Source organism: Brucella ciceri, from assembly GCF_041930145.1.
Taxonomy (GTDB): domain Bacteria; phylum Pseudomonadota; class Alphaproteobacteria; order Rhizobiales; family Rhizobiaceae; genus Brucella; species Brucella intermedia.
Map to the genome: position 1 here is coordinate 471,114 of NZ_JBHEEV010000001.1, position 22,598 is coordinate 493,711.

Consider the following 22,598-nt stretch of genomic DNA (forward strand, 5'->3'; position numbering starts at 1 on the left):
GCTCTTCCGGCTGGCTTTCCGAAGAGCTGTCTATCGCCCAAGCGAACAACAAGAAAAAGGCAGGATCAATGATCCTGCCCCGTTTGCGCGACACCTGCTGCCTCTTCACAGACCCTGACGTGCTCTGCCAGTGCCTCGAGCTGCAAGAAAGCGCTTATGCTACAGATATCCCGCTTCTGAAACTTTGGAAGCTCCTGAAGCTCCTTCAATCTGGTGAGAAGTGCACCGCGGTTCATGGTTTTCCCTCCATCTTTCTGGCTATCCGCAAGTTCGGTGTTCGTCAGGCTGCCCGCACCTTCGCTTTCGTCTTCAGTGGAAGCTCGATATCGACTTCCAGCGTCGACATCTGGTCGCCCCGATCCATTTTCACGCTGACCTTGTCACGATCGATCTGGATATGCTTGGCGATGACGGCAAGGATTTCCTCCCGCAATACCGCGACAAGATCGGAATGTTCGTGCGATGCCCTTTCATGGGCGAGCAGAACCTGCAACCGTTCGCGCGCTTGTGGCGCGGAAGCAGGTTTGCTGAAGAAACGAAACAGGCTCATGCCGCTCTCCTTCCGAAAAGTTTACCCAGAAGGCCGCGCTTTTCGGATGGAACAGTCATCGGCACTTCTTCACCGGCAAGGCGGCGGGCTGCGTCGAGGTAAGCCAATGCAGGCGCACTGCGCTGATCGGCAAGCGTCACGGGGGAACCAATATTGGAGGCCCGCAGAACGTCCTGGCTTTCGGGAATGATGCCCAGAAGCGGGATGGACAGGATTTCCAGAACGTCTTCAACCTTCAGCATATCGCCGCGTTCAGCGCGAACCGGGTCGTAACGGGTCAGGAGAAGATGTTTTTCCACACGTTCGCCACGCTCGGCCTTGAGCGTCTTGGCGTCCAGCAGGCCGATAATGCGATCGGAATCACGCACCGACGATACTTCGGGATTTGTGACGACCACCGCCATGTCTGCATGGCGCATTGCCAGCGTGGCACCGCGTTCAATTCCGGCAGGGCTGTCGCAAATGATCCAGTCGAACTCCTTCTTGAGGTCTTCCATGACGCGGTCGACGCCCTCGATGGTCAGATTATCCTTGTCGCGTGTCTGCGAAGCCGGCAGCAGATAGAGCGTCTCAAGACGCTTGTCGCGGATCAAGGCCTGCGGAAGCTTTGCATCGCCCTGAATGACATTGACCAGATCGAACACGACGCGGCGTTCCGCTCCCATGACGAGGTCGAGGTTGCGCAGGCCGACATCGAAATCGATAACGACGGTCTTCTCGCCGCGTTGCGCCAGCGCGGCGCCGATTGCGGCGGTAGATGTCGTTTTGCCAACGCCACCTTTACCGGAAGTTACAACAATCACTTTTGCCATATTTGTCTCCTGTATCTCCCGCGCGCCTCCAGAGCATCCGTTACCCGGGATATGAGATGCTCTGCTTTTCTTTTGCGGCACTCAAACGTGCCTGAAATCAGTTCGGGACCTGCGCTCCCAAAAGGCGTTTCGCCTGTTGGAAACGTGCTAGCCCAGCGTTTCGGCCATCATATAGTCGCCGTCGAGCCACAGCTGGACAGCCTGTCCGCGCAATCTGCTTTCCATGTCTTCCGCCGTCTTGTAGAGGCCGTCGATAGCGACAAGCTCGGCTTCCATCTTGCGGCAGAAAATGCGCGCATCGGCGTTTCCGGCTGTTCCCGCCATCGCGCGGCCGCGCAATGCGCCATAGACGTGGATCGATCCGCCAGCCACCACTTCCGCTCCGGATGCAACAGAACCGACAATCGTCACATCGCCATCTGGAAAATAGATCGACTGCCCCGACCGGACCGGCTCGGTGACGACCATGGATGGTACAGCCTTGACCAGTTGCACCGATGCTGGCGCAGCCGGCGCGCGTTCCTTCGGTTTCGATTCCGCGATCTCCGGATCGAAATCGGCTGCAGGCTGTCCGCCCCGCATCGCCGGCGGCATGCCGGGACCGAGGAGCGAAGGCCGTGCATTTTCGAAACCAGTGATCCAGACGCCGCGGCTAACCAGATCCTCAAGCAATTGCACCAGTTGCGGGCGCTCGATCGTTACATTTTCAAGATCGAGAACGATCGGACGATTGAGAAAGAACCCAACCGAACGCGCTGCAAGATCGTCCAGCTTGTCGAGCCAGCCATCGAGCGGCAATTCAGGCGAAAGGACCAGCGCCAGAAAGGACCTTCCTTTCAGGCGGATTGGACGAGACTGTGTTAGCACTTGATTCATCTTGGTTAAAAAACGGTTTATCCGGTCTATATGCGCAATGGTTAACAGATGGTTAATTTCCGGGGCTTGAACGGTTCCTTGAGTTGGAGAATCCGTTCCTTTCCGACGATCAGAGAATAACTATCCGCAGGGAATCCGCATCAGGCACAGAACGCAACATCATGCCCGCTCGAACAGCCAGAGGCGCCTCAAGAACGAAAGCGACTCAGCCTTCTCCTGATTGTAAACGGATAATTGGGGCGATAATTGACGTTTCTTCGACCGTCCACAGAAGACAATGCAGAAAAATATAAACTTAAATTTCAATCAAAAGTGACGCTACGTAATGTATTATAAATTTATAATATATTTTATTTAGCCAAATGAACAGAAAAACTTGCACACCGACTGAATTGTTGAAACTTCATCCGTCAGTTTTCGAAGTGTATTTTAGTTATTTCACACCACACAAAAGTAAAGAGGTGTTCCTCTCTCAGCAGACCAACTTCAGAATTTCGGAAGCAATACGCAACATAAAGCACGTGCCTCCGTTTTTCCGAGCGATGGAATGCGTGCAGAAATGGGCATGAGCCGCCGGAAAAACGCAGACTTTCGGACGCGGTTTGTCTCAGCCTACTTCAGCTGGAAATAACTTCTTCCAGATGCGCTGGAATATAAAGCTATGAGAAGGTTCCCGCTCAAAGGAACCGCCTCGCGTTTGGGCGGGGGGCTTAGGGGCGCGAGGCGGGCGAGCTCTCAGGAGTGCACGCACCATGAAAATGGAACGTTAGCTGCGATTCTGGAACTAACAATACATTCCAGCCTGAAAAATTACGTGACTAAGATACAGAAAAGCCCGCAAGGCTCGGGAGGAGGTGAGCGTTGCGGGCTTGATCAGTAAGCGCGATTGGGAAGAGGAGTATCGCGCTCGGCCCCGGCTTTTGGGAGGAGGAGCAAGCCAGGACGGATATTCAATAATCCCTTCGCCCCGCCCACTCAATCAACAAGCTTGCATTGCTGATATGCACTTTCCACCCCCCAAACAAAAACCGCCCCGCGGCGACTGAACGCGCTGAGGCGGCGTATCTCCCTCGAAAGCCCCCAATCGAAGAAGATGGTGGAACTTAATCACAGCTTTGAAAAAAATAAATAGGCAATTTGCACCATTGTTAGAAAACCCGTGAACAATATCGCCCGGAGGTTGAGGCCACTTGTCTTTCCGAACAATTCCCTGCGATCGGCCATCCAAGCACATCAACAAGATTCGCATAAAACGCACTGCAATGTCGTTGTGACTGCTTTCCCACCGCTCATTTTGAGTCCCGACCGATTTACTAACCGTACATAATTTTCAGTATTTTCTGAAAATCGTGTAGTTATATTAAGGGGTTGCTTTCTCCATAAGCGGAGTTATTGTTCCTCTCACTTGGAGGAGGGAGTACCGCCCCAGCGCGCTAGACCGCTGCGGGGCGGTTTCTTTTTAGCTACCCAAAAATGCATATCTGCATTGCAAGCTTGCCCCTTGTAACCGGCACGCCGTATTCCTATTTTGGGCTTGTTCGGTTTTACTCCTCCTCCCAAAAACCGGACCCAAAGCGCGATACTCCTCCTCCCAATCGCGCTTTATAGATTCGCCCACTGCACACTCCTCCTCCCAGTGCAGTGGGCGTTCTCATTTCTGGAAGTCTTCTCCCTTTTGAAATCGAGTTGAATCCAACGGCCTCCGGCTGTTTCTGTAGTTTTAAGGGTTTGCGGCTAGTTTTTGCGCATGACGCATGGGGGTGGGGTTTCATGTTCTTCGGCAAGAGCTTCAAAATTGCACGAGCGCCATTGCTGAGCGCGCCGATGTTCTGGCTGGCTTTCACGCTCATACTGCTGGTCGTTCTCTTGTCATTCCGGCTCAATGTCCCTATCGGCCCGATGTACTGGGACAGCTACATCTATTTCGATGCGGCCCAGCGCATAAGGACGGGCCAGGTTCCCAATGTGGACTTCTCCACACCGGTCGGACCGCTTGGCTATTATCTTTTTGCATGGGGACAATCCCTGTTTCCGAAAGCGCAACCGCTGTTGCTCGTTCAGTGGTCCATATTGATCGTCGCAGCGCCGCTAATGTTCGGAGTGCTGGCTGAGCTTCACCCTCGGAATCGAACAACCGGATTTCTTATCCTTGTCCCATTTCTGGTATTCGCCATCTTTCCCGCCAATACACAGAGCTTTTATCCATATCCCGGCCTGGATGGTTTCGGTATTTATAACCGCCACACGTCGCTTCTGCTTTACGTGCTCATGTGCGGGCTGATGTTCATGCGGGATAGTGCGAAGCTTGCGCTCTTTTGCGCAGCGACGATGTCCGCCCTGCTCCTGATGAAAATAACCGGTTTTCTAGCAGGCGGGCTGTTCGGACTCACAGCACTTCTGGCTGGCAGAATTTCGATTCGCCATGTCCTTCTCGCAGCGGCCGTTGCTTCTGCGGCGCTGTCTGTTCTTGAGTTGCATAACGGAATCATCGGCGCATATGTTCGCGATATCGCTACATTGGTGGCGCTGAATGAAGGGGCTCTGCTTCCGCGGTTCCTGACCGTCATATCGTTGAAGCTCGACGTCATTCTACCAGCTTCAATCCTTGTTCTGTTGCTTTTCTGGAACGAGCAGCGCCAGTCCGGTGCTCAGGCCTCCAGCGAACAACCCCACTTCTTCGACCGGAGCTCCGTGTGGCTCGCTGTCGGGCTGATCGGCAGCGTCTTCCTTGAAACCCAGAACACCGGGAGCCAGGAGTTTATTTTTCTTTGGCCTGTTCTGATCATGATCTTTCGGCGAGTGCAGCTTCGCAGTCAGAACTTCAAGATCGCTTTCCTGACACTGGCCGCTTTCTGTTCCATTCCGACTTTCGCCAAGGTTGCGCACACGACCTTGCGGGCCGTCGCTGTAGCGCCAACTTATGTCCAGCCCTCTTTGCCGGAGTTGAAGAATCTGGGTCAGGTGCTGACACGGCCCGATTTCCTGCAGCGGGCAGAGCTTTTCCAATCCCATTATCCGCAGAACAACGCGGCGTATGAAGCACTGGCCAAACAGGGACAACTACCCAGTTGGCAGCTTTACTCGGAAATCGATTTCCAGGTTTTCTGGCTCCTGTCTGCAAACCAGATGGTGACGGACCTGAAATCCTTCGAAACCCGCACCAACATTCGCCTGCAAAGCATCATGACGCTTGATTTCGTCAACCCGTTCGCCTGGATTTTGGACCGTGATGCTACGCGACATATCCAGATCGGCGCCGATCCGTTCCGCACGGTCCCGGTTCTGTCCGAAGAAACGAAAGCCGCCGTGGAAGCAACGGACGGCGTAATGCGCCCGAAATGCCCGACAACGACCAATCGCCTTGCCTTGCAGAAGATATACCTCGAGGCGCTACAGGATCGCACAGTTATCGCTTTGAACCCCTGTTGGGATTTGCTGCTTCGCCCCGGTCTTCTTCCGTAATCGGCCCTTACTTGATCTGAGCCTTGATGAAATCCCGCACAATCCGGATGATCCCGCGTGAAAGCACCTCATCCAGCGCCTGGATGAACGCATCCACATGCTCGCGCCCGCAAATCAGTGGCGGCTCAAGACGAATGACATTTCGATTGTATTCGGTAAAGGCAACCAGAACCCCATGATCGCGCAGCAGATGGCTGCCGATGAAGCCGGGGAGCGAGCCTTTGAGCTTCTCATCCAGCATCCCCAGAACCGGCCGCAACACAGCCGGCATGGTCTGGGAAAAATCATGGAACTCCAGTCCCACCATCATCCCCTGCCCGCGCACATCTTTCAGAAGAGCTGGATAACGGCTCTGCAACTCACGCAGCCTTTCCAGAAGATAATCCCCGACATCGGCAGCGTTATCGATCAGATGTTCATCGTAGAGAACATTCAAGGCTTCGATTGACGTGATGCAGGCTTCGCCAATCCCGCCGAAGGTCGCCATTGCATGGATCATCGCAGTCTTCGGCGTGCCATAGGCTTTCATATAGATGCCACGGCGGGCGATCATCGCGGCCATAGCCGTCTTTCCCCCGCCCAGCGATTTCGCCAGCGCAGTGACGTCCGGTATGACGCCATAATGCTCGAAAGCATAGAATTTCCCGGTCCTGCCCAATCCGCACTGCACTTCATCGGCAACCCAGATCACACCATGCTGGTCACAAAGGCGACGCAGCTTCTGCCAGAACTCTGCGTCCGCCTGAATGATACCGCCGCCGCCCTGCACCGTCTCCAGCACGATCACCCCGATTTCCGGGTCCGAACGAAACGCGTTTTCAACGGCAGCAATGTCACCGAAGGGAACCCGTACAGTGTTGTCGACAAGCTTGAATTCGCCGCGATAAAGCCCGCCATCCGTGACGGACAGAACGCCCTTGGTCTTCCCGTGAAATGAGTTTTCCGCATAGACGATTTTCGGCTTTTCCGGACCGGCGGCGCGCTCGGCAACCTTGATCGCCGCTTCCATCGCCTCGGAACCGGAGGACCCCAGAAACACCATGTCCAGATCGCCTGGCGAGCAGGCCGCAATGTCATAAGCAAGAGCAGTCGCATATTGCGACATGAAGGCGATCGCGATCTCGTGGCGCATCTCTTCCTCAAATTGGCGACGTGCTTCGAGAATACGCGGATGGTTGTGACCAAAAGCAAGCGACCCGAAGCCGCCGAAGAAATCGAGAATCGGGCGCCCGTCCTGATCGTAATAATACATGCCTTCTGCTCGTTCGATCTTCACCTTGTGAAAGCCGAGCAGCTTCATGAAATGAAGCTGGCCCGGATTAAGGTGGGTCGTGAACAGCTCGGTCATGCGTGGCAGATCGAGCGCTTTCGCCTCGCTTACGGTCAGCAGATTCGGCTTTGGCGTTGCGTTGGTCCTGGTCATTTTTTGCCCCTATGCCGTTTCAGAAGCCTGTACACCCGAGGATGCCGCGCCGATTTTCCTGCGATATTCGCTATAGGCTGCGATCAACATGTCCTCGTCCCGATATTGCGGCACCCAGCCAAGCTCGCGCTCGCCCTTTGAAACATCCAGAACACACATTTCATCGGCGATGAGATATTGCTCCGGGTCCATGATCGGCATGTTCATCCAGTCGAGCAGATCCAGTGTCCGCTTTACTGCCCAGGCGGGCGTCGGCAACAGAATGGATTTCGATCCTGCATGACGGATGAGATCACCGAGTAGTTTGCGGACGGGAGGCGGGTTGAGTGATCCGAGATTGTAGGCCTCGTTGGGGATACCCGCTTTGAAAGCGGCGCGTGCCGCCTCCGCACAATCGAACACCGAAACGAACTGGTACGGGTTTCTGCCCGAGCCGATCATCGGCACCGGCAGATTTTTATCTATCAGCTTGAACAGCTTTTCCAGAATGCCGAGACGGCCGGGACCGATGATAAGGCGAGGACGGAACAGGGATATATGCATTCCACGTTCGCGCCATTCAGCGGCGAGTTCTTCGGTTCTCAACTTGGAAAGCCCATACTCGCCGAGCGGCTTGCATGGATGGTCTTCCTTCTGCGGCCAGACATAAGTGTGGCCATACACCATGTCGGTGGTGAAGTGGATCAGCTTGCTCGCACCGGCAACATCCATTGCCTTGATGATGTTCTCCGTCCCGTAATAATTGACGGGAAAGAAGAAATCATGCCGCTTCGCGCGGACCTGTATCGGCGAGAGCATCTTGGCAGAGAGATTGTAGACCACGTCGTCAGCGCGGATACCCAGTCTGCGGATTGCTGCCGGGTCGGTTACATCGGTCGCGAAAAAAACGGCGTCAGCATAATGCGGCAGATCGCTTTTCACGATATCTGCGACAATGACCTCTTGACCGTCGGCGAGCAGTTTGGGCGCGAGATACCGACCGACAAATCCATCTCCACCGAAAATTACGTGTCTCATCATACCGCCCCGTTCAACCTTGCGTCTGCCGGCTCACACCCGTATCCGCCTGCGGTTCGGGCGATTTGCCGCTTTGCGCGATCAACACCGTCCCGATGCAGATGAATGCAATGCCCGCGATCTTGTATGCGCCCAGTTCCTCCTTGAACAAAAGCCAGGCGAACAACGCGACCGCCACATATGCAAGACTGAGGAATGGATAGGCGAAGGAAAGGTCCACCTTCGACAGCACGTAAAGATGCGATGCCATCGAGATCACAAAGGTCAGCAGACCCGCAAAAACCCAGGGGTTGAACACGATCTGGAATATGCGTTGGATCATTGTTTCAGCGGAAAAACTGATCGGGCCGAGCGACAGCATGCCATATTTCAGCATCAACTGCGCGGCAGCGTTGGTCATGACTGTGAACAGGATGAAGGGAATATATTTCATCACGTTTCCTAAACTGCCGCACCGGACGTCAATGCCGTGCGGCGCCAGAAATTGGAATTGAATGCCTTGTCGCGAAAAACCTCGAAGTCGCGCCAGCCTGGAAAGCTTGCAGCGAAAACCTCCGCGCTCATCCGCTGGTCCTTGTACGGATTGACCCGGCCCCCGACGCCCACGACCATCTGGTCCAGACTATCCAACAATTCCAGCGTCTTGCCGCCCCGATTGGGAAAATCCATTGTCAGCGTATATCCAGGCATCGGAAAGGACATGAGACCGGGAGACTTCACCGACCCGAAACGCTTGAGTACCGTCAGGAACGAGACCTGCCCGGCCGCGCGGCTTGCTTCCAGCATTGCGGGAATGACCTTTCGCGCCGCATCGAACGGAACGACGCTTTGATGCTGATAAAGCCCCCTTGGGCCATAAAGCCGGTTCCAGTTTCTGATGCTGTCGAGCGGATAGAAAAAATTTCGATATGGCACCCTGTGTGCCGTTCTGAGCCGTCCCTTGCGCCGAAAATAGGCCGCGTTGAACAATGACAGGCTTGTCCTGTTCAGTACGGAGAACGGCAGTTCAAAAGGCACGCCAAACCGCCCCATTCTCGATGGCTGCGGGCCGCTGGCCTTCCTCACATGATTGCCGACCATCAGCAGGCCCCGCCCATCGGAAAGCTGATCGACCCAGGCAACGGCATATTCATTCTCCCGGTCCGCAACCTCTGCCATATCGAAATATGCATCGAGGCTACCGAATGGCAGGATCTTTTCCTCAATATCGAGGCCGCCCACCCGCATGAGCCGGATCGTTGCACGCAGAATCAATCCGGTCAGCCCCATTCCACCGATCGTGGCCCGGAACAGGTCGATGTTTTCGGCGTCGGAACATTTGTAACGAACACCGTCCGAGCGAAGCAGATCCAGCCCGTCGACGTGACACCCGAACGTTCCCCGCAGATGGTGGTTCTTGCCATGCACGTCATTGGCGATGGCCCCGCCCAATGTGACGAACTGGGTGCCGGGCGTGACGGGCAGGAAATAACCATGCGGCGCGACATGCGCGATGATATCGCTCAGAAGCGTACCGCTTTCAGCCGACAGCAATCCCGTATCGGGATCGAATTGGAGTATCCTCCTTCGGGCCTGCATGGGCGCGAGGAAGCCTGCATCGTTGTGACAGCTGTCACCATAGGAACGACCATTTCCAAACGGCAGCAGGCTCGCACCTTCGTGCAAGGCACCGGCGAAATCGGCCTCCAGCAGATCCAGCGGTAGAAAGCGCCGCTGCCGCCGGTCAACACGCCCGAAACTGTCGAAAGACTGTTCCATCAGCGCAGTCCAGCCACAAGTAGCAGTGCAGCGCCAAACGCGATCACGACCTGACTGCGCCAGTCCTTGGCCATGAAGAGAACCGGATCGTCATCCATGTCCCCCCGGTGCGCCAATATCCATATGCGGACGTTCATGTAGAGGACCATCGGGCCGAGCGGCCATATCAGCCAGGGATAGGTGTAGAGGGTCTTGACCGCATCGCTGTTGATATAAAGGGCCAGAACCAGTGCCGCGGTAAATGCGGCGGCAACCCCGCACTGACCGACGATATCGCGGTCTTCAGGGCGGTAGCCTCGCCCGGCAATCTTGTCCTTTTCCGTCGCCATCGCGCCTTGCAATTCCACATAGCGCTTCGCCAATGCCAGCGAAAGGAAGAAAAACATGGCAAAGGCCATCAGCCAAAAAGACGGCGGAACTTGGGAGGCAGCCGACCCACCCAAAAGACGCAAGCTGTAAAGCCCCGCGAGACAAATCACGTCGCCCAGCAACATGCGCTTCAGGGCAAATGTATAGGCGGTAGTGAAAACCAGATAAGTGACGATCGCAAGTGTGAAAGCGGGCGGCAGGAAGAAACAGACGGCGGCCGTCAACAGCAGCAGCAGAGCCGCGACACCGAGGCCGAAAGGAATGGATATCTGGCCGCTCGCGAAGGGCCGCTGATTTTTTCGCACGTGTCTCCGGTCGACCGGAAGGTCGATAATATCGTTGACGATATAGATTGCAGACGCCGTCGCAGAGAAAGCGACGAATGCCAGACAAACCGCAATGAACACGTCGGGCTTCACTATATCATGAGCCAGAGCAGCAGGAACAAAGACCAGCAGGTTCTTCAGCCATTGATGGACACGCAGCATCCGGGCGTAGGTTCGGATGGTCGGCTTTTCAGCAAGGAAAACCTGGCAGTCCGTTCGTTTCTGGAACTGCGCCGCCGCACGATCAGGCGCGACCAGGATCACCTGTCGGGCCGCATCGAAAACCGGTAGATCGTCGCGATCACTTCCGGCATAATCGAACCTGTGTCGCCCATAGCGCTCCACCAGCAGATCGGCCTTGCTTGCTGCTGAGAGATTCTTCGCTGCAGTTGTCGAATAGACAGCGCTGAAAATACCCAGCTCCGTCGCCACAGCCCGGGCTATCGGTTCAATGGCTGTGGTGATCAGGACCAATATTCGGCCCGATGCATGTTCTCGACGCAGAAAATCCAGAAATTCGGTTCGATAAGGAAGCCGCGAGACATCGAGGGCTACGCGGTCCGCCACCTGTTGCTTGAGATATGCCTTTCCCGAGAACAGCCAGACCGGCAACATGAAGACGAACAGAATGTTCTTCTTCAGAAGAAGAAAAATCCCCTCCCACAGCAGATCGGTCGAAACCAGAGTTCCGTCCAGATCGACTGCAAGCGGCACATCCTTGTTGTTCTGCCCCCGCGTGTCCATTTTTAGCCCTTTACCGCCCGAGCCTCTCTTGTAACGGGACCGCGACAGAAGCCAAATAAAAAATGAACTTTTTCGATGTAGATTGCGCTAAACTCGCCTTTTGAGCGTGGAGCGCCGCGCACCCGCAAGGGCGCACCGCGCTCCCGCTGCAAAACTCGCCCAAGGCCTCGTCAGAAACTCCAGTCCTCATCCTCGGTCGCCACCGCCTTGCCAATGACATAGGACGAGCCGGAACCGGAGAAAAAGTCGTGGTTCTCGTCCGCATTGGGCGAAAGCGCGGACAGGATCGCCGGATTGACCTTGCACGCATCAGCCGGGAACAGTGCCTCATAGCCGAGGTTCATCAGGGCCTTGTTGGCGTTGTAATGCAGGAATTTCTTGACATCTTCCGTCAGTCCCACGCCGTCATAGAGCGCTTCCGTGTAGCGAACTTCGTTGTCGTAGAGCTCCAGAAGAAGTTCGAAGGCAAAATCCTTGATTTCCTGCTTCTGTTCTCCGTTCAAACGTTCCAGCCCGCGTTGGAACTTATAACCGATATAATAGCCATGCACTGCCTCATCGCGGATGATAAGCCGGATGAGATCGGCCGTGTTGGTGAGCTTTGCGCGGCTCGACCAGTACATCGGCAGATAGAAGCCCGAATAGAACAAAAAACTTTCCAGAAAGACGCTGGCAATCTTCTTTTTCAGTGGATCGCCAGCATGATATTGATCGAGAATGAGAACGGACTTGCGCTGTAGAAACTCGTTTTCCTCAGACCAGCGATAGGCATCATCGACATCCGGTGTCAGGCATAGTGTGGAGAAAATCGACGAATAGGACCGCGCATGAACCGCTTCCATGAAGGAGATGTTGGATAGCACCGCTTCTTCATGCGGTGTCACAGCGTCATCCATCAGCTTCACTGCACCAACTGCATTCTGGATCGTGTCGAGAAGCGTCAGCCCGGTGAAGACGCGGATCGTCAGCTGCTTTTCCTCCCGTTTCAGCGTTTCCCATGACTGAATGTCATTGGAAAGCGGCACTTTTTCCGGCAGCCAGAAATTTCCGGTCAGACGGTTCCAGACCTCAAGGTCTTTTTCATCCTCAATCCGGTTCCAGTTGATCGCGCGCACTGCGGCGGGCTTCGGGGTCTTGGTTTTCACTTGGATATTCATTCGTCGTCACCAGGGTCAAAGGGCGCAGGAAACACAGCCCTGCACTTCCGTGCCGGAAAGCGCCATCTGGCGCAGGCGGATGTAGTAGATGGTCTTGATGCCCTTCTTCCATGCGTAGATCTGCGCACGGTTGATGTCGCGGGTGGTTGCGGTATCACGGAAGAACAATGTCAAAGACAGGCCCTGATCGACGTGCTGCGTCGCCGCCGCATAGGTATCGATGATCTTTTCCGGCCCGATCTCATAGGCATCCTGATAATAATCGAGATTGTCATTGGTCATGAAGGCTGCCGGATAATAGACGCGACCGATCTTGCCTTCTTTTCGGATTTCAATCTTCGACACGATCGGATGGATCGATGAGGTCGAATGGTTGATATAGGAGATCGAGCCTGTCGGCGGCACGGCCTGAAGATTCTGGTTATAAAGTCCGCCCTCCATCACCGCTTTCTTCAGGTCACGCCAGTCATCCTGTGTAGGAATGGCAATGCCCGCCTTGTCGAAGATTTCGCGCACCCTTTCGGTCGCCGGTTCCCAAAGCTGCTCGGTATATTTGTCGAAATATTCGCCCGATGCATATTTGGACTTCTCGAACCCTTTGAACGACTTGCCCGCCTCAACCGCAATCAGGTTCGATGCGCGGATCGCGTGATATGTCACGGTATAGAAATAGATATTGGTGAAATCGACGCCCTCCTCCGAGCCATAGTAAATCCGCTCGCGGGCGAGATAACCGTGCAGGTTCATCTGACCGAGGCCGATGGCATGGCTTTCATCATTGCCGCGGGCGACCGACGGCACGGAGCCGATATGGCTCATATCGGAAACGGCAGTCAGGGACCGGATGGAGGTCTCGATGGTCTTGCCGAAATCGGACGAGTCCATTGCTGCTGCAATGTTGAGCGAACCGAGATTGCACGAAATATCCTTGCCGAGATAATCATAGGACAGGTCTTCGCGGAAAACGCTCGCCTCGCTCACCTGAAGGATTTCCGAGCATAGATTGCTCATGGTGATGCGCCCGTCGATCGGGTTGGCGCGGTTCACCGTGTCCTCGAACATGATATAGGGATAACCGGATTCAAACTGGATTTCCGCCAGCACCTGAAAGAACTCGCGGGCATTGATCTTCTTCTTGGCAATGCGTGCATCATCGACCATTTCACGGTATTTTTCGCTGACCGAAATCTCGGTCAGCGGCATGCCGTAAACCCGCTCCACATCATAGGGCGAGAAGAGGTACATATCCTCGTTATTCTTCGCCAGTTCGAAGGTGATGTCCGGAATGACGACGCCGAGCGACAGTGTTTTGATGCGGATTTTCTCGTCGGCATTTTCGCGCTTCGTATCGAGAAACCGCATGATGTCCGGGTGATGCGCATGCAGATAAACCGCGCCCGCGCCCTGCCGTGCGCCAAGCTGGTTGGCGTAGGAAAAGGAATCTTCAAGAAGCTTCATCACCGGAATGATGCCGGATGACTGGTTCTGGATCTGCTTGATGGGTGCCCCCGCCTCGCGAATATTGGTAAGGCTCAGGGCCACTCCCCCGCCCCGCTTCGACAATTGCAAAGCCGAATTGATGGAGCGCCCGATGGACTCCATATTGTCCTCGACCCGCAGCAGAAAACAGGAAACGAGCTCACCGCGCTGCTTCTTGCCTGCATTGAGGAAAGTCGGCGTCGCAGGCTGGTAGCGTCCCGAGATAATCTCCTCCATCAGATCGCGTGCGAGTTGCTCATTGCCACGCGCCAGCGCCAGCGCCACCATGCAGACGCGGTCTTCATAGCGCTCCAGATATCGCTTCCCGTCGAATGTTTTCAGCGTGTAGCTGGTGTAATATTTGAACGCGCCGAGAAATGTCGGGAAGCGAAATTTCTTCGCATAGGCTTCGTCGAAAAGATCGCGCACGAAGTTGAAGGAATACTGATCCAGCACTTCCTGCTCATAATAGCCTTCGCTCACCAGATAATCTAGCTTTTCCCGAAGGTTATGGAAAAAGACCGTGTTCTGGTTCACGTGCTGGAGGAAATATTGGCGCGCCGCCTGCCGGTCGCGGTCAAGCTGGATTTTTCCCTCGTCGTCATAAAGATTCAGCATTGCGTTGAGCGCATGATAATCCAGCCCGTCGGTGGATTTTGACGGTTTGCTGCTGGAGCCCGCCGTTTGCAGTCCATCCTGCACCAAGGGCCGAGCTTCTCGCTCCCGTATCAGGGTTGTGTCTGCCGTGTCCAAAATTGTTCCATCCCGTTTTTGACATTGCCAATGTCCTCGTCGGTTCCCAGAAGCTCGAAGCGGTAGAGGTAGGGAACCCGACATTTGGCGGAGATAATGTTGCCGGCGATACAGAAAGCCTCGCCGAAATTGCTGTTTCCCGCGGCGATCACGCCGCGGATGAAAGAGCGATTGCTCTCGTCGTTGAGAAAGCGGATCACAGGCTTGGGGACAGCGCCCTTGGAACCGCCGCCGCCATATGTGGGCGTGACGAGCACAAAGGGCTCGCGCACCTGCAATCCGCCTGAACCGTCCATCGGGATACGGTTTGACCGCATTCCAAGCCGTTCAACGAACCGGTGCGTATTTTCCGACCGGCTGGAGAAATAGACGATCAGGCTCATGTGACCACAGGCCTCAGGCTAGAGAGCTGATCATATCGGGCCGGAAGCCCGCCCAATGGGATTCGCCTGCCACAACCACCGGCACCTGGCGGTAGCCCATGCCCTTCACGAGATCGAAGGCGTCCGCATCGGCAGAAATATCGATGACTTCATATTCGATGCCCTGACGATCGAGGGCGCGCGTGGTGGCGGTGCACTGGACGCAGGCGGGCTTGCTGTAAACGGTGACGTTCATTTTTTTCTCGCTGGTTAGAGCGCATCCCGAAAAGTGGGAACCCGTTTCGGATGAGATGCGCGACAAGACAAACAGACAGAGCATTTCCAACGGTTCATGAAAAAACAGGGAATGCCCTGGAAGGACGCAAAAAGCCGTTCGCGCATCGCGAAATGCGCGTTGAAAGGCACATGACAGGGGAAAGGCCAGCCGCACCAACAAGCAGCCTGACCGCACAAACTATCCCTGGAAGGGAGGACCGGAACTGAAACTGAATAGACTGAACATGGACTTCACCCCGAAGCTAAATCCCAGCAAAAGTGCAAAGCGGTTTTGCCGGGGAATGCGTAAAAACAAAGCGGGAAGTTCGAGGCAGCAACCGGCAAGGCAAAGCTTGCCATACAAGATTGCGCGCCAACCGGACACCCCGCCCGTGGACGTACTCGTTCAAGGCAGGTCTCCTGGCTCACGGATCAACATTCTGCCCGCCTTCCCAGCCTGAGCCAGTGACGTGATGGACAGAACTCTCCGCTTACAGTTGCGGGGGCAGCTCCGGCATTGTCGCATCCATCATGGATGAAACGCACCGGATTCCCGTCTTAGCTTTCGATCCGACGAATCGAAAGAACCTAGAACACTATATATAGTAGTCGAAGTTAAAAACTCGTCAACGGATAGTTGGTGACAAGGCATGAAAATTAGCGGGGTCGTTCGAGCGCGCCCCTCAATAGCGGGCATTGTCGCTGCCTATTTAGCGGGCGTGATCGGTTTCGGCCTGAATTCCGGCTTGATAGCCTTGAGCGCCATGCGGTCCACCAGAGCGGGAGCTATAAGCTTCAACCACCGCCCCAGCCGCATCTGCCTGGTCATCAACACTTCGCGTTTGCGCGCCTGGACACCCGCCAGCATCAGCCGCACGGCTTCCTCGACCGGCATCATGTCATCCTCGCGCACGCCGCTCGTTCCAAGAGCGGCACCGCTTGCGCCATAGCCTACTTTGCGAATGTCGGTTTTGACGACACCCGGATAGACGATTGTCACGGAAATGCCGCTGGGGGTCAGTTCGGCGCGAAGCGCCTCGCAGAAGCCTGAGAGGGCGAACTTCGTTCCGCTATAGGCCGTACGCCCCGGCACGCCGATGAATCCGGCCACGGATGAGACAGCGACGATCCGCCCCCTGCTGGCAGCGAGATATGGAAGTGCGGCATGGATAGGCCAGACGCTGCCCCAATAGTTCAACTCCATCAGGTCATGCATCCAATCGAGATCATCCGGCTTGATTTCGGCGAAATTGGCATGGGCCGACATGCCCGCATTCACGATCAGCGTATCGATGCGGCCATAGGCGGAAACCGCCTTGTCGATCAGGGCGATGCAGGCAGCGCGATCCTTAACGTCGGTGGGTATCACAAGGGCCGAGCTGCCCAGTTGCCGCAATTCGGCGGCAAGCCTCTCCAGCTTGTCCACATTGCGCGCAGCGAGCACCAGAGCAGCACTGGCACGGTCGCGCTGGGCGATCTGCCGCGCGGTTTCAGCGCCGATACCATCCGATGCTCCCGTTATGATCGTCACGTCCATGCCAGGCCCTCCCCTGCCTATCGATCCGACGACAGGCAAGGTACAGGCAGGGCAATCAGTGCGTCCAGTGGTTTAGACCTTGCGCGATAGAATTGCAGCGAGAGCGAGACCGCCGATCAGCGATATGTGCTCCAGCGCCACCGTCATATCCCGGAAAGCTTCTTCTCCTTCCTTCGCCCAGAACGGGTGGGCAACGGGAATGGTCAGGATCGTAAAGACGGCAAGCGCGCCACAAGCCAGCCAGGTTCCGCGATTGAAGATGATCATCAGCGATCCGCCAATCTGCAAAAGCAGAGTTGCGCTGTTGAACAGCCAGCCCGGATGAAGACCAAAGCTTTCCATTTCCGCAGCATTGGCGCCGAAGTCGAAGAGCTTGGCCAGCCCACTCGACCAGAAAACGAAGGTAAGGACCACCCGCGCCAGCAAAAGGCTGGCACGGGAATCGAGGATGTTGGCGATGAAACGCGGCATCGGTCAGCCCTTTCCGCCCGTGATACGGATAACCTTGAATGCGACTGCCACGGCAATTGCTGGCGCGAGCGCGAATATCACCGACAGCCAGAGCGAGGCATTTGCCGCGCCCTCCACACCTCCCGGCACGGCAATACCGGCAAAATTGGCAACCATCCCCGCGCACGCCGTTCCGAAGGCTATGGCGAAGAGCTGTACGGTCGTCATTCCACCCGCTGCGAGATCCTGCTCGGTCAGGGGAGCGCTCTGATAGACGCGGGTAACGAGGCTGGGCCAGGCAAGGCCAATCCCGAAACCGATCAGGATGAGCCCAAGGCAGACGGGCGCGAGCAGCGACCAGTTGCCGTTGCCATGGATCGGGAGAAATATGGCGAGCAGGACAAGACCGGCAAGCGCGAGAACGGGTCCGGCAACGACAAGCCTGTCGCCCCCCTTCTCCTGCCATCTGGAACTGAGGAAGGATGCCACCGTCCAGCCGATTGCCATAAGTGCCGCCAGATATCCTGCCCAGAGCGGAGACTGGCCATGCAGGTGCTGCAGCAGATAAGGCACGTATATTTCGGGCTGCATGCTGAGCATCAGAAGCGCGATCGTAAGGTAAAGAGCGCCGAGCGGTGTCGACAGGCTGAACGAGCGGCGCGGCAGGAGACGTGCCTTGGCGTCGCGGTCCACGACTGCGATGATGGCGATCATGAATATCGCAGCACCCAGACCGACGATCTTCCATAGCGTTTCCTCTGACAGGCTCCCCGCTGAAACCGCAAGGACAGCGCCGGTGAGGAGGATGAGTTGAAGAACCGGAATGGAAACGCGCTCGTTTCTATCCCAGCTCGAGCGTGGCAAAGTCGCGAATGCCACCACAGCGAAAAGACCCGATACCGGCAGCAAGGACCAGAAAGCAGCGCGCCATGCGCCATATTCGGCAAAGATGCCGCCAATCGCCGGACCGATGAGCGTCGCCACGCCGAACATAGCGGAAATAAGACCGATGGCCCGGCCCCACAGGCGCTCCGGCAACACGACACGGGTGAGACCATAGGCGAGCGCGTAAAGAAATCCGCCGCCGAGGCCTTGCACGCTCCGCCCCGCCAGCATGACCGGCATGTTGATGGCCAGAGATGAGATCAGTGTGCCGGCTGCGAACAGCAGGGTCGCCACGACATAGGCGCCTCTTGGACCGGCACTTTTCAGCAGCCGCGCGGTGAGTGCAGCCCCCAGAATGGAGGCAACGACGAACAAGGTCGTCGCCCAGGCATAGAAATCCATGCCGCCAATGTCCTGCACCACGCTCGGCATGACTGTAGTCGCGATATACATATTGACCGCATGGAGAGTGACACCTCCGGCCAAAGCCAGGGCATAGAGGCCATTTTTACCGCTTAGAAGCTCCCCCCAGCCAGCAGGCGCATGTCCCGCAATTCCCGCTGGTGTTGTTTCTTCGATCGAACTTTGCACTGTCGGCCTCCGTGAACTGAATTGTTGCCGACAGGTTTATAGGACCTCAACTTTGGTTGAGGTCAATAGGCTATTTCCACTGGAAACGAAGGCTTTTGACTGTTGCAAAATGTGGCATGGAACGCCGCAAGATCGCCGCCGCGAATGAGCCGCAGCAGCGTCGGAAAGGTTCGTCCCAGATGCAGGGAAGTCAGATGAGATTGCCGGGCTTGACCATCAATCTTCGGGGACCGGCGCCTTGCTGACCGAGGATGTCGTCGGGATTTCGCAACGGGCATTCGGACAGCGAGAGACAACCGCAGCCGATGCAACTCGTTATCTGGTCACGAAGCTGCATCAGACTGTCGATGCGTTCCTGAAGCATGTCTTTCCAGGCTTCCGAAAAACGTCTCCAGTCCTCCGCCGTCGGCACGTGGTCGTGGGGAAGGTCTTCCAGCGCTTCATGAATGATCGCAAGCGGAATGCCCGCGCGTTGCGCGATCTTGATAATGGCAATGCGGCGCAGCACGGCGCGGTGATAGCGGCGCTGGTTGCCCTCTGTGCGCCAGCCCTCGATGAGCCCCTTGGTTTCATAGAAATGGACCGTAGAGACCGCCACACCGGCGCGCCGGGAAACGTCACCAACCGTCAGGCTTTTCTTGAGACCTGAATGTTCCATATCGTCAAACTCGATCATGCCGAATGTGTAGGCCGCAGCCCCGCATAATTGCAAGACGCGTCATAAATCCGCGTCATGTCTCAACGCGCGATAATTGCGGCGTGCCCATAGCAACGGGCGCGAATGCAGCGGCAGATCGGTATTTGTTACCAGCCCGGCAAAAAGCGTGTGATCCGCCATTGGAACGCTGCCCGCCAGTTCGCAGTCAATGGCGGCCGAAGCCCCGAAAAGACGCGGCCTGCCAGACGGCCATTCGCTCCACACACCAATGAGAAATCTCTGCGCGTGGGGAACCTTTCCCGCGAAGGCATCGCCGATCATCTCCTGCCCTTCCGCGAGCATGGCGAGCGAGAAGCCGCCATCAGAGAGGATCGCCGTTGCCAGCGCGCTGTCGCTTTTCACCGAAACCAAAACCATGGGCGGCTCGGCGGAAAGCGACAACACCGCTGTCACCGTGCGACCGTGGGCTTCACCGGCATCGCATGCGGTCACCACGGACACTGTTGCGGCCATCCGCGACATCGCATCCGCGAACTCTCGCTTCGAAACGGCGCCGATTGCGTCGCGGTCTATATGCAGCACGTTTCTGTTCATCATGTCAGGCAACCTTCGGCTTCTGTCCCTGATAGCGCCGGTCGGAAAACGCCCCGCAGCGCTTCCGACCGGCCATGGCCTCACGTCGGGATGTCCGTTCGGCCATATCGGTTCCAAACAGCTATTCGGAATGCTGTTTCAGATAGGCGATCATGTTTTCGAGGTCTTTTTCCCTGGTCAGTCCGGCAAAAGCCATCCAGGTGCCCTTCACCACGGCCTGCGGCTTCCTGAGAAAAGCCTTCAACTCCTCGTCGTTCCAGACCAACCCCTCGGCAGCCGCCTTGCGCATCGCATCCGAATAGGGATAGCCCGGATAGGAGGCGGCCTTGCGGCCCACCACGCTTTTCAGTGATGGGCCGCGTTTGCTTTCGTCGGCATCCGCCGTGTGGCAGACGGAGCATCGCTTGAAGAGTTTTTCCCCGGCCGCAGCATCTGCCCCTTCACCAGAGGCGGCTGTCGAAACAAGAAGGACAGTGGAAAAAGCAAGGGGAACAAGAAGAAGCGACAAGCGCATGGACGATACTCCAGATGATCGGCCATGCTTCTCTAGTTCCTCAACCTTGGTTGAGGTCAAGAGCAAATCTCGTCTGCTTCCTCATTTTTTAGACATCGCTCGTGGAAAAATTCGCGGCAGCGCTCAACACAGCCCGTATCGACGCGGTTGCGATATCGTCGTCGATCCCGACGCCGAAAACTTTCCGTCCATCATGCGTACGGCATTCGATATAAGCCGCAGCCTTCGCGTAAGTGCCCTTTTTCAATGAATGTTCGTGATAGTCGACGATTTCCAGATCGATATCGCAACCGGCCTGCAATGCCGAGACCGCACTTGATATCAAACCATTGCCGCGCCCGGTTATGGCGATTTCCTGCCCGCGATGCCGAATGCGCCCGGCGAAGACACGCGCCTCTCCGCTCCGTGCGGGCCTGCTTTCCCTGTAGTTCAGCAGCTCGAAATCAGCATTCTCTTCCAGATGATAGACATCGCGGAACAGCGACCAGATCATTTCGGCGGTCGTTTCCTTGCCGGTATCGTCGGCGAATGCCTGCACGCGACGGCTGAAATCGATTTGCAGCGGGCGCGGCAGTTTCAGCCCCCGGTCCTGCTCCAGCACCCATGCCACGCCGCCCTTGCCTGACTGGCTGTTGACGCGGATGACGGCTTCATAGCTTTCACCGATATCTTTCGGATCAATGGGCAGATAGGGCATTTCCCATATGCCGTCATTGCGGCTTTGATGCGCGGCAAAACCCTTGCGGATCGCATCCTGATGCGAGCCGGAAAAAGCAGTATGGACCAGTTCGCCCGCATAGGGGTGGCGCGGATGAACCGGCAAGTCATTGCAATGTTCGACCGTTCGCACCACGGAGCGCATCTCCGGGAAATAAAGCTTCGGGTCGATGCCCTGCGTATAGAAATTGAGCGCCAGCGTAACGAGATCGACATTGCCGGTGCGCTCGCCATTGCCGAACAGGCAACCCTCGACGCGATCAGCGCCTGCCAGCAAGGCCTGTTCCGTGGCGGCCACCGCCGTCCCCCGGTCATTGTGCGGATGCACGCTTATAATGACGCTGTCGCGGCGCGACAGGTTGCGGCAGAACCATTCGATCTGGTCCGCATAGACATTCGGCATTGCCACCTCGACCGTAGCCGGCAGGTTGAGGATCGCCTTGTTTTCGGGCGTTGGCTGCCAGACATCCAGAACACGTTCGCAGATTTCCAGCGCGAAATCAGGCTCGGTAAAACAGAAGGTTTCCGGCGAATATTCGAAAGTCCAGCGTGTCTCTGGTTGTTTCCGGCTTTCTTCCAGCATGGCGGTTATTCCACTGACCGCCAGATCGACGATCTCGTCCTTTTCCATGTTGAACACCACACGACGAAACAGCGGCGCGGTTGCATTATAAAGATGAACGATGGCCTGACGTGCACCGCGCAGGGATTCGAAAGTGCGTGCGATGAGGTCAGCGCGCGACTGGGTGAGCACCTGAATGGTCACATCGTCAGGTATCAGTTCCTCTTCGATCAGCCGACGAACAAAGTTGAACTCCGTTTGCGAAGCGGAAGGAAACGCAACCTCGATTTCCTTGAAACCGATTTCCAGAAGCATGCGATAGAAACGCATCTTCTTTTCGCCGTCCATCGGGTCGGCGAGCGCCTGATTGCCATCGCGCAGGTCCGTCGAGACCCAGCGCGGCGGCTGCGCCAGCCGCCGGTTCGGCCACTCGCGATCCGGCAATTCGATCGGAGATATGAAAGGACGATATTTGCTATCCGGGTTTGGCATCATGACAATAGTTCCTTCGGCTGCGAGAGCAGCGGCTTCGACAATTGGGAAATGGGATTGACGGCAGGTTACGACCGCCGGGATGCCATCAGGCCCAACGGTCGCCGGTAAGTCGAAGGAGAAGAAGCGAAAAAGCGAAGCGTGCGCAGCCAGCCGGAGCGTTCAACTCCGTTGAAACAAGTGTCTTGTGGCTGGCGCAAGCGGACACTGCGGGGCTTTCTTAAAAATGGCTTC

General features: G+C 56.2%; 20 protein-coding genes and 1 riboswitch. Of the genes, 1 reads left to right on the plus strand and 19 read right to left on the minus strand.

Annotation, left to right across the window (positions count from 1 at the left end; all coding sequences use genetic code 11):
• Positions 1 to 280: 280 nt before the first annotated feature.
• From minE to minC, 3 genes are all read right to left on the minus strand, one after another.
• Positions 281 to 550 carry a cell division topological specificity factor MinE gene (minE, locus tag JNC63_RS02140; RefSeq protein WP_006468449.1) on the minus strand — a complete coding sequence of 90 codons (270 nt, stop codon included), beginning with the start codon at positions 548 to 550 and terminating at the stop codon, positions 281 to 283.
• Positions 547 to 1,362, minus strand: coding sequence for a septum site-determining protein MinD (gene minD, locus JNC63_RS02145; protein WP_006472480.1), 816 nt, complete (start codon positions 1,360 to 1,362; stop codon positions 547 to 549). The genes minE and minD overlap by 4 nt, the downstream gene beginning before the upstream one ends.
• A gap of 147 nt (positions 1,363 to 1,509) precedes the next feature.
• The gene (gene minC / locus JNC63_RS02150; protein ID WP_006468447.1) at positions 1,510 to 2,238 is read right to left on the minus strand and encodes a septum site-determining protein MinC; all 729 of its coding nucleotides are present in this window, start codon (positions 2,236 to 2,238) and stop codon (positions 1,510 to 1,512) included.
• 1,770 nt (positions 2,239 to 4,008) lie between these two features.
• Here minC and JNC63_RS02155 point away from each other — a divergent pair.
• Entirely contained in the window at positions 4,009 to 5,700 is a 1,692-nt protein-coding gene (locus JNC63_RS02155) for a hypothetical protein (RefSeq protein ID WP_006472479.1), read from the plus strand.
• A 7-nt stretch (positions 5,701 to 5,707) separates the two neighbouring features.
• Here the strand turns inward: JNC63_RS02155 and JNC63_RS02160 are convergent, their stop codons facing one another.
• From JNC63_RS02160 to leuA, 16 genes are all read right to left on the minus strand, one after another.
• Positions 5,708 to 7,123 carry an aspartate aminotransferase family protein gene (locus JNC63_RS02160; protein WP_006468444.1) on the minus strand — a complete coding sequence of 472 codons (1,416 nt, stop codon included), beginning with the start codon at positions 7,121 to 7,123 and terminating at the stop codon, positions 5,708 to 5,710.
• Between the two features lie 9 nt (positions 7,124 to 7,132).
• Positions 7,133 to 8,140: an NAD-dependent epimerase/dehydratase family protein gene (locus tag JNC63_RS02165; protein WP_006472476.1), complete on the minus strand. Its 1,008-nt coding sequence runs from the start codon at positions 8,138 to 8,140 to the stop codon at positions 7,133 to 7,135.
• 13 nt (positions 8,141 to 8,153) lie between these two features.
• A complete protein-coding gene (locus JNC63_RS02170; RefSeq protein ID WP_006472475.1) occupies positions 8,154 to 8,573 on the minus strand; it encodes an EamA family transporter in 420 nt (139 codons plus the stop codon).
• 8 nt (positions 8,574 to 8,581) lie between these two features.
• Complete coding sequence (locus JNC63_RS02175) at positions 8,582 to 9,898, minus strand: FAD-binding oxidoreductase (protein WP_006472474.1); 1,317 nt, start codon at positions 9,896 to 9,898, stop codon at positions 8,582 to 8,584.
• Positions 9,898 to 11,337, minus strand: coding sequence for a UbiA family prenyltransferase (locus JNC63_RS02180; RefSeq protein ID WP_006468440.1), 1,440 nt, complete (start codon positions 11,335 to 11,337; stop codon positions 9,898 to 9,900). The genes JNC63_RS02175 and JNC63_RS02180 overlap by 1 nt, the downstream gene beginning before the upstream one ends.
• Positions 11,338 to 11,507: 170 nt before the next feature.
• Entirely contained in the window at positions 11,508 to 12,494 is a 987-nt protein-coding gene (gene nrdF, locus JNC63_RS02185) for a class 1b ribonucleoside-diphosphate reductase subunit beta (protein ID WP_006468439.1), read from the minus strand.
• A 15-nt stretch (positions 12,495 to 12,509) separates the two neighbouring features.
• A complete protein-coding gene (nrdE, locus tag JNC63_RS02190) occupies positions 12,510 to 14,726 on the minus strand; it encodes a class 1b ribonucleoside-diphosphate reductase subunit alpha (RefSeq protein WP_036565605.1) in 2,217 nt (738 codons plus the stop codon).
• On the minus strand, positions 14,702 to 15,109 hold the full coding sequence (nrdI, locus tag JNC63_RS02195) for a class Ib ribonucleoside-diphosphate reductase assembly flavoprotein NrdI (RefSeq protein WP_075041574.1): 408 nt from the start codon (positions 15,107 to 15,109) through the stop codon (positions 14,702 to 14,704). Before nrdI ends, nrdE begins: the two co-directional genes overlap by 25 nt.
• 13 nt (positions 15,110 to 15,122) lie before the next feature.
• Positions 15,123 to 15,344, minus strand: coding sequence for a glutaredoxin-like protein NrdH (gene nrdH, locus JNC63_RS02200; RefSeq protein WP_006472472.1), 222 nt, complete (start codon positions 15,342 to 15,344; stop codon positions 15,123 to 15,125).
• A 413-nt stretch (positions 15,345 to 15,757) separates the two neighbouring features.
• Positions 15,758 to 15,971: riboswitch (cobalamin riboswitch) on the minus strand.
• A gap of 99 nt (positions 15,972 to 16,070) precedes the next feature.
• On the minus strand, positions 16,071 to 16,901 hold the full coding sequence (locus JNC63_RS02205) for an SDR family oxidoreductase (protein WP_006472471.1): 831 nt from the start codon (positions 16,899 to 16,901) through the stop codon (positions 16,071 to 16,073).
• A 72-nt stretch (positions 16,902 to 16,973) separates the two neighbouring features.
• On the minus strand, positions 16,974 to 17,372 hold the full coding sequence (locus JNC63_RS02210; RefSeq protein ID WP_006468433.1) for a DoxX family protein: 399 nt from the start codon (positions 17,370 to 17,372) through the stop codon (positions 16,974 to 16,976).
• A gap of 3 nt (positions 17,373 to 17,375) precedes the next feature.
• Positions 17,376 to 18,827: an MFS transporter gene (locus JNC63_RS02215; RefSeq protein ID WP_006468432.1), complete on the minus strand. Its 1,452-nt coding sequence runs from the start codon at positions 18,825 to 18,827 to the stop codon at positions 17,376 to 17,378.
• A 190-nt stretch (positions 18,828 to 19,017) separates the two neighbouring features.
• The gene (gene soxR, locus JNC63_RS02220) at positions 19,018 to 19,485 is read right to left on the minus strand and encodes a redox-sensitive transcriptional activator SoxR (protein ID WP_025092092.1); all 468 of its coding nucleotides are present in this window, start codon (positions 19,483 to 19,485) and stop codon (positions 19,018 to 19,020) included.
• A gap of 60 nt (positions 19,486 to 19,545) precedes the next feature.
• Entirely contained in the window at positions 19,546 to 20,082 is a 537-nt protein-coding gene (locus JNC63_RS02225) for a flavin reductase family protein (protein WP_006472468.1), read from the minus strand.
• Positions 20,083 to 20,200: 118 nt separating this feature from the next.
• Positions 20,201 to 20,593 carry a c-type cytochrome gene (locus JNC63_RS02230; RefSeq protein WP_006472467.1) on the minus strand — a complete coding sequence of 131 codons (393 nt, stop codon included), beginning with the start codon at positions 20,591 to 20,593 and terminating at the stop codon, positions 20,201 to 20,203.
• An 88-nt stretch (positions 20,594 to 20,681) separates the two neighbouring features.
• Positions 20,682 to 22,367, minus strand: a complete 1,686-nt coding sequence (leuA, locus tag JNC63_RS02235) for a 2-isopropylmalate synthase (RefSeq protein WP_006468428.1) — start codon at positions 22,365 to 22,367, stop codon at positions 20,682 to 20,684.
• Positions 22,368 to 22,598 lie beyond the last annotated feature (231 nt).

Coding starts and splice junctions, on each gene's coding strand:
- minE (WP_006468449.1), bottom strand. CDS start 550: ATGAGCCTGTTTCGTTTCTTCAGCAAACCTGCTTCCGCGCCACAAGCG.
- minD (WP_006472480.1), bottom strand. CDS start 1,362: ATGGCAAAAGTGATTGTTGTAACTTCCGGTAAAGGTGGCGTTGGCAAA.
- minC (WP_006468447.1), bottom strand. CDS start 2,238: ATGAATCAAGTGCTAACACAGTCTCGTCCAATCCGCCTGAAAGGAAGG.
- JNC63_RS02155 (WP_006472479.1), top strand. CDS start 4,009: ATGTTCTTCGGCAAGAGCTTCAAAATTGCACGAGCGCCATTGCTGAGC.
- JNC63_RS02160 (WP_006468444.1), bottom strand. CDS start 7,123: ATGACCAGGACCAACGCAACGCCAAAGCCGAATCTGCTGACCGTAAGC.
- JNC63_RS02165 (WP_006472476.1), bottom strand. CDS start 8,140: ATGAGACACGTAATTTTCGGTGGAGATGGATTTGTCGGTCGGTATCTC.
- JNC63_RS02170 (WP_006472475.1), bottom strand. CDS start 8,573: ATGAAATATATTCCCTTCATCCTGTTCACAGTCATGACCAACGCTGCC.
- JNC63_RS02175 (WP_006472474.1), bottom strand. CDS start 9,898: ATGGAACAGTCTTTCGACAGTTTCGGGCGTGTTGACCGGCGGCAGCGG.
- JNC63_RS02180 (WP_006468440.1), bottom strand. CDS start 11,337: ATGGACACGCGGGGGCAGAACAACAAGGATGTGCCGCTTGCAGTCGAT.
- nrdF (WP_006468439.1), bottom strand. CDS start 12,494: ATGAATATCCAAGTGAAAACCAAGACCCCGAAGCCCGCCGCAGTGCGC.
- nrdI (WP_075041574.1), bottom strand. CDS start 15,109: ATGAGCCTGATCGTCTATTTCTCCAGCCGGTCGGAAAATACGCACCGG.
- nrdH (WP_006472472.1), bottom strand. CDS start 15,344: ATGAACGTCACCGTTTACAGCAAGCCCGCCTGCGTCCAGTGCACCGCC.
- JNC63_RS02205 (WP_006472471.1), bottom strand. CDS start 16,901: ATGGACGTGACGATCATAACGGGAGCATCGGATGGTATCGGCGCTGAA.
- JNC63_RS02210 (WP_006468433.1), bottom strand. CDS start 17,372: ATGCCGCGTTTCATCGCCAACATCCTCGATTCCCGTGCCAGCCTTTTG.
- soxR (WP_025092092.1), bottom strand. CDS start 19,485: ATGGAACATTCAGGTCTCAAGAAAAGCCTGACGGTTGGTGACGTTTCC.
- JNC63_RS02225 (WP_006472468.1), bottom strand. CDS start 20,082: ATGATGAACAGAAACGTGCTGCATATAGACCGCGACGCAATCGGCGCC.
- JNC63_RS02230 (WP_006472467.1), bottom strand. CDS start 20,593: ATGCGCTTGTCGCTTCTTCTTGTTCCCCTTGCTTTTTCCACTGTCCTT.
- leuA (WP_006468428.1), bottom strand. CDS start 22,367: ATGATGCCAAACCCGGATAGCAAATATCGTCCTTTCATATCTCCGATC.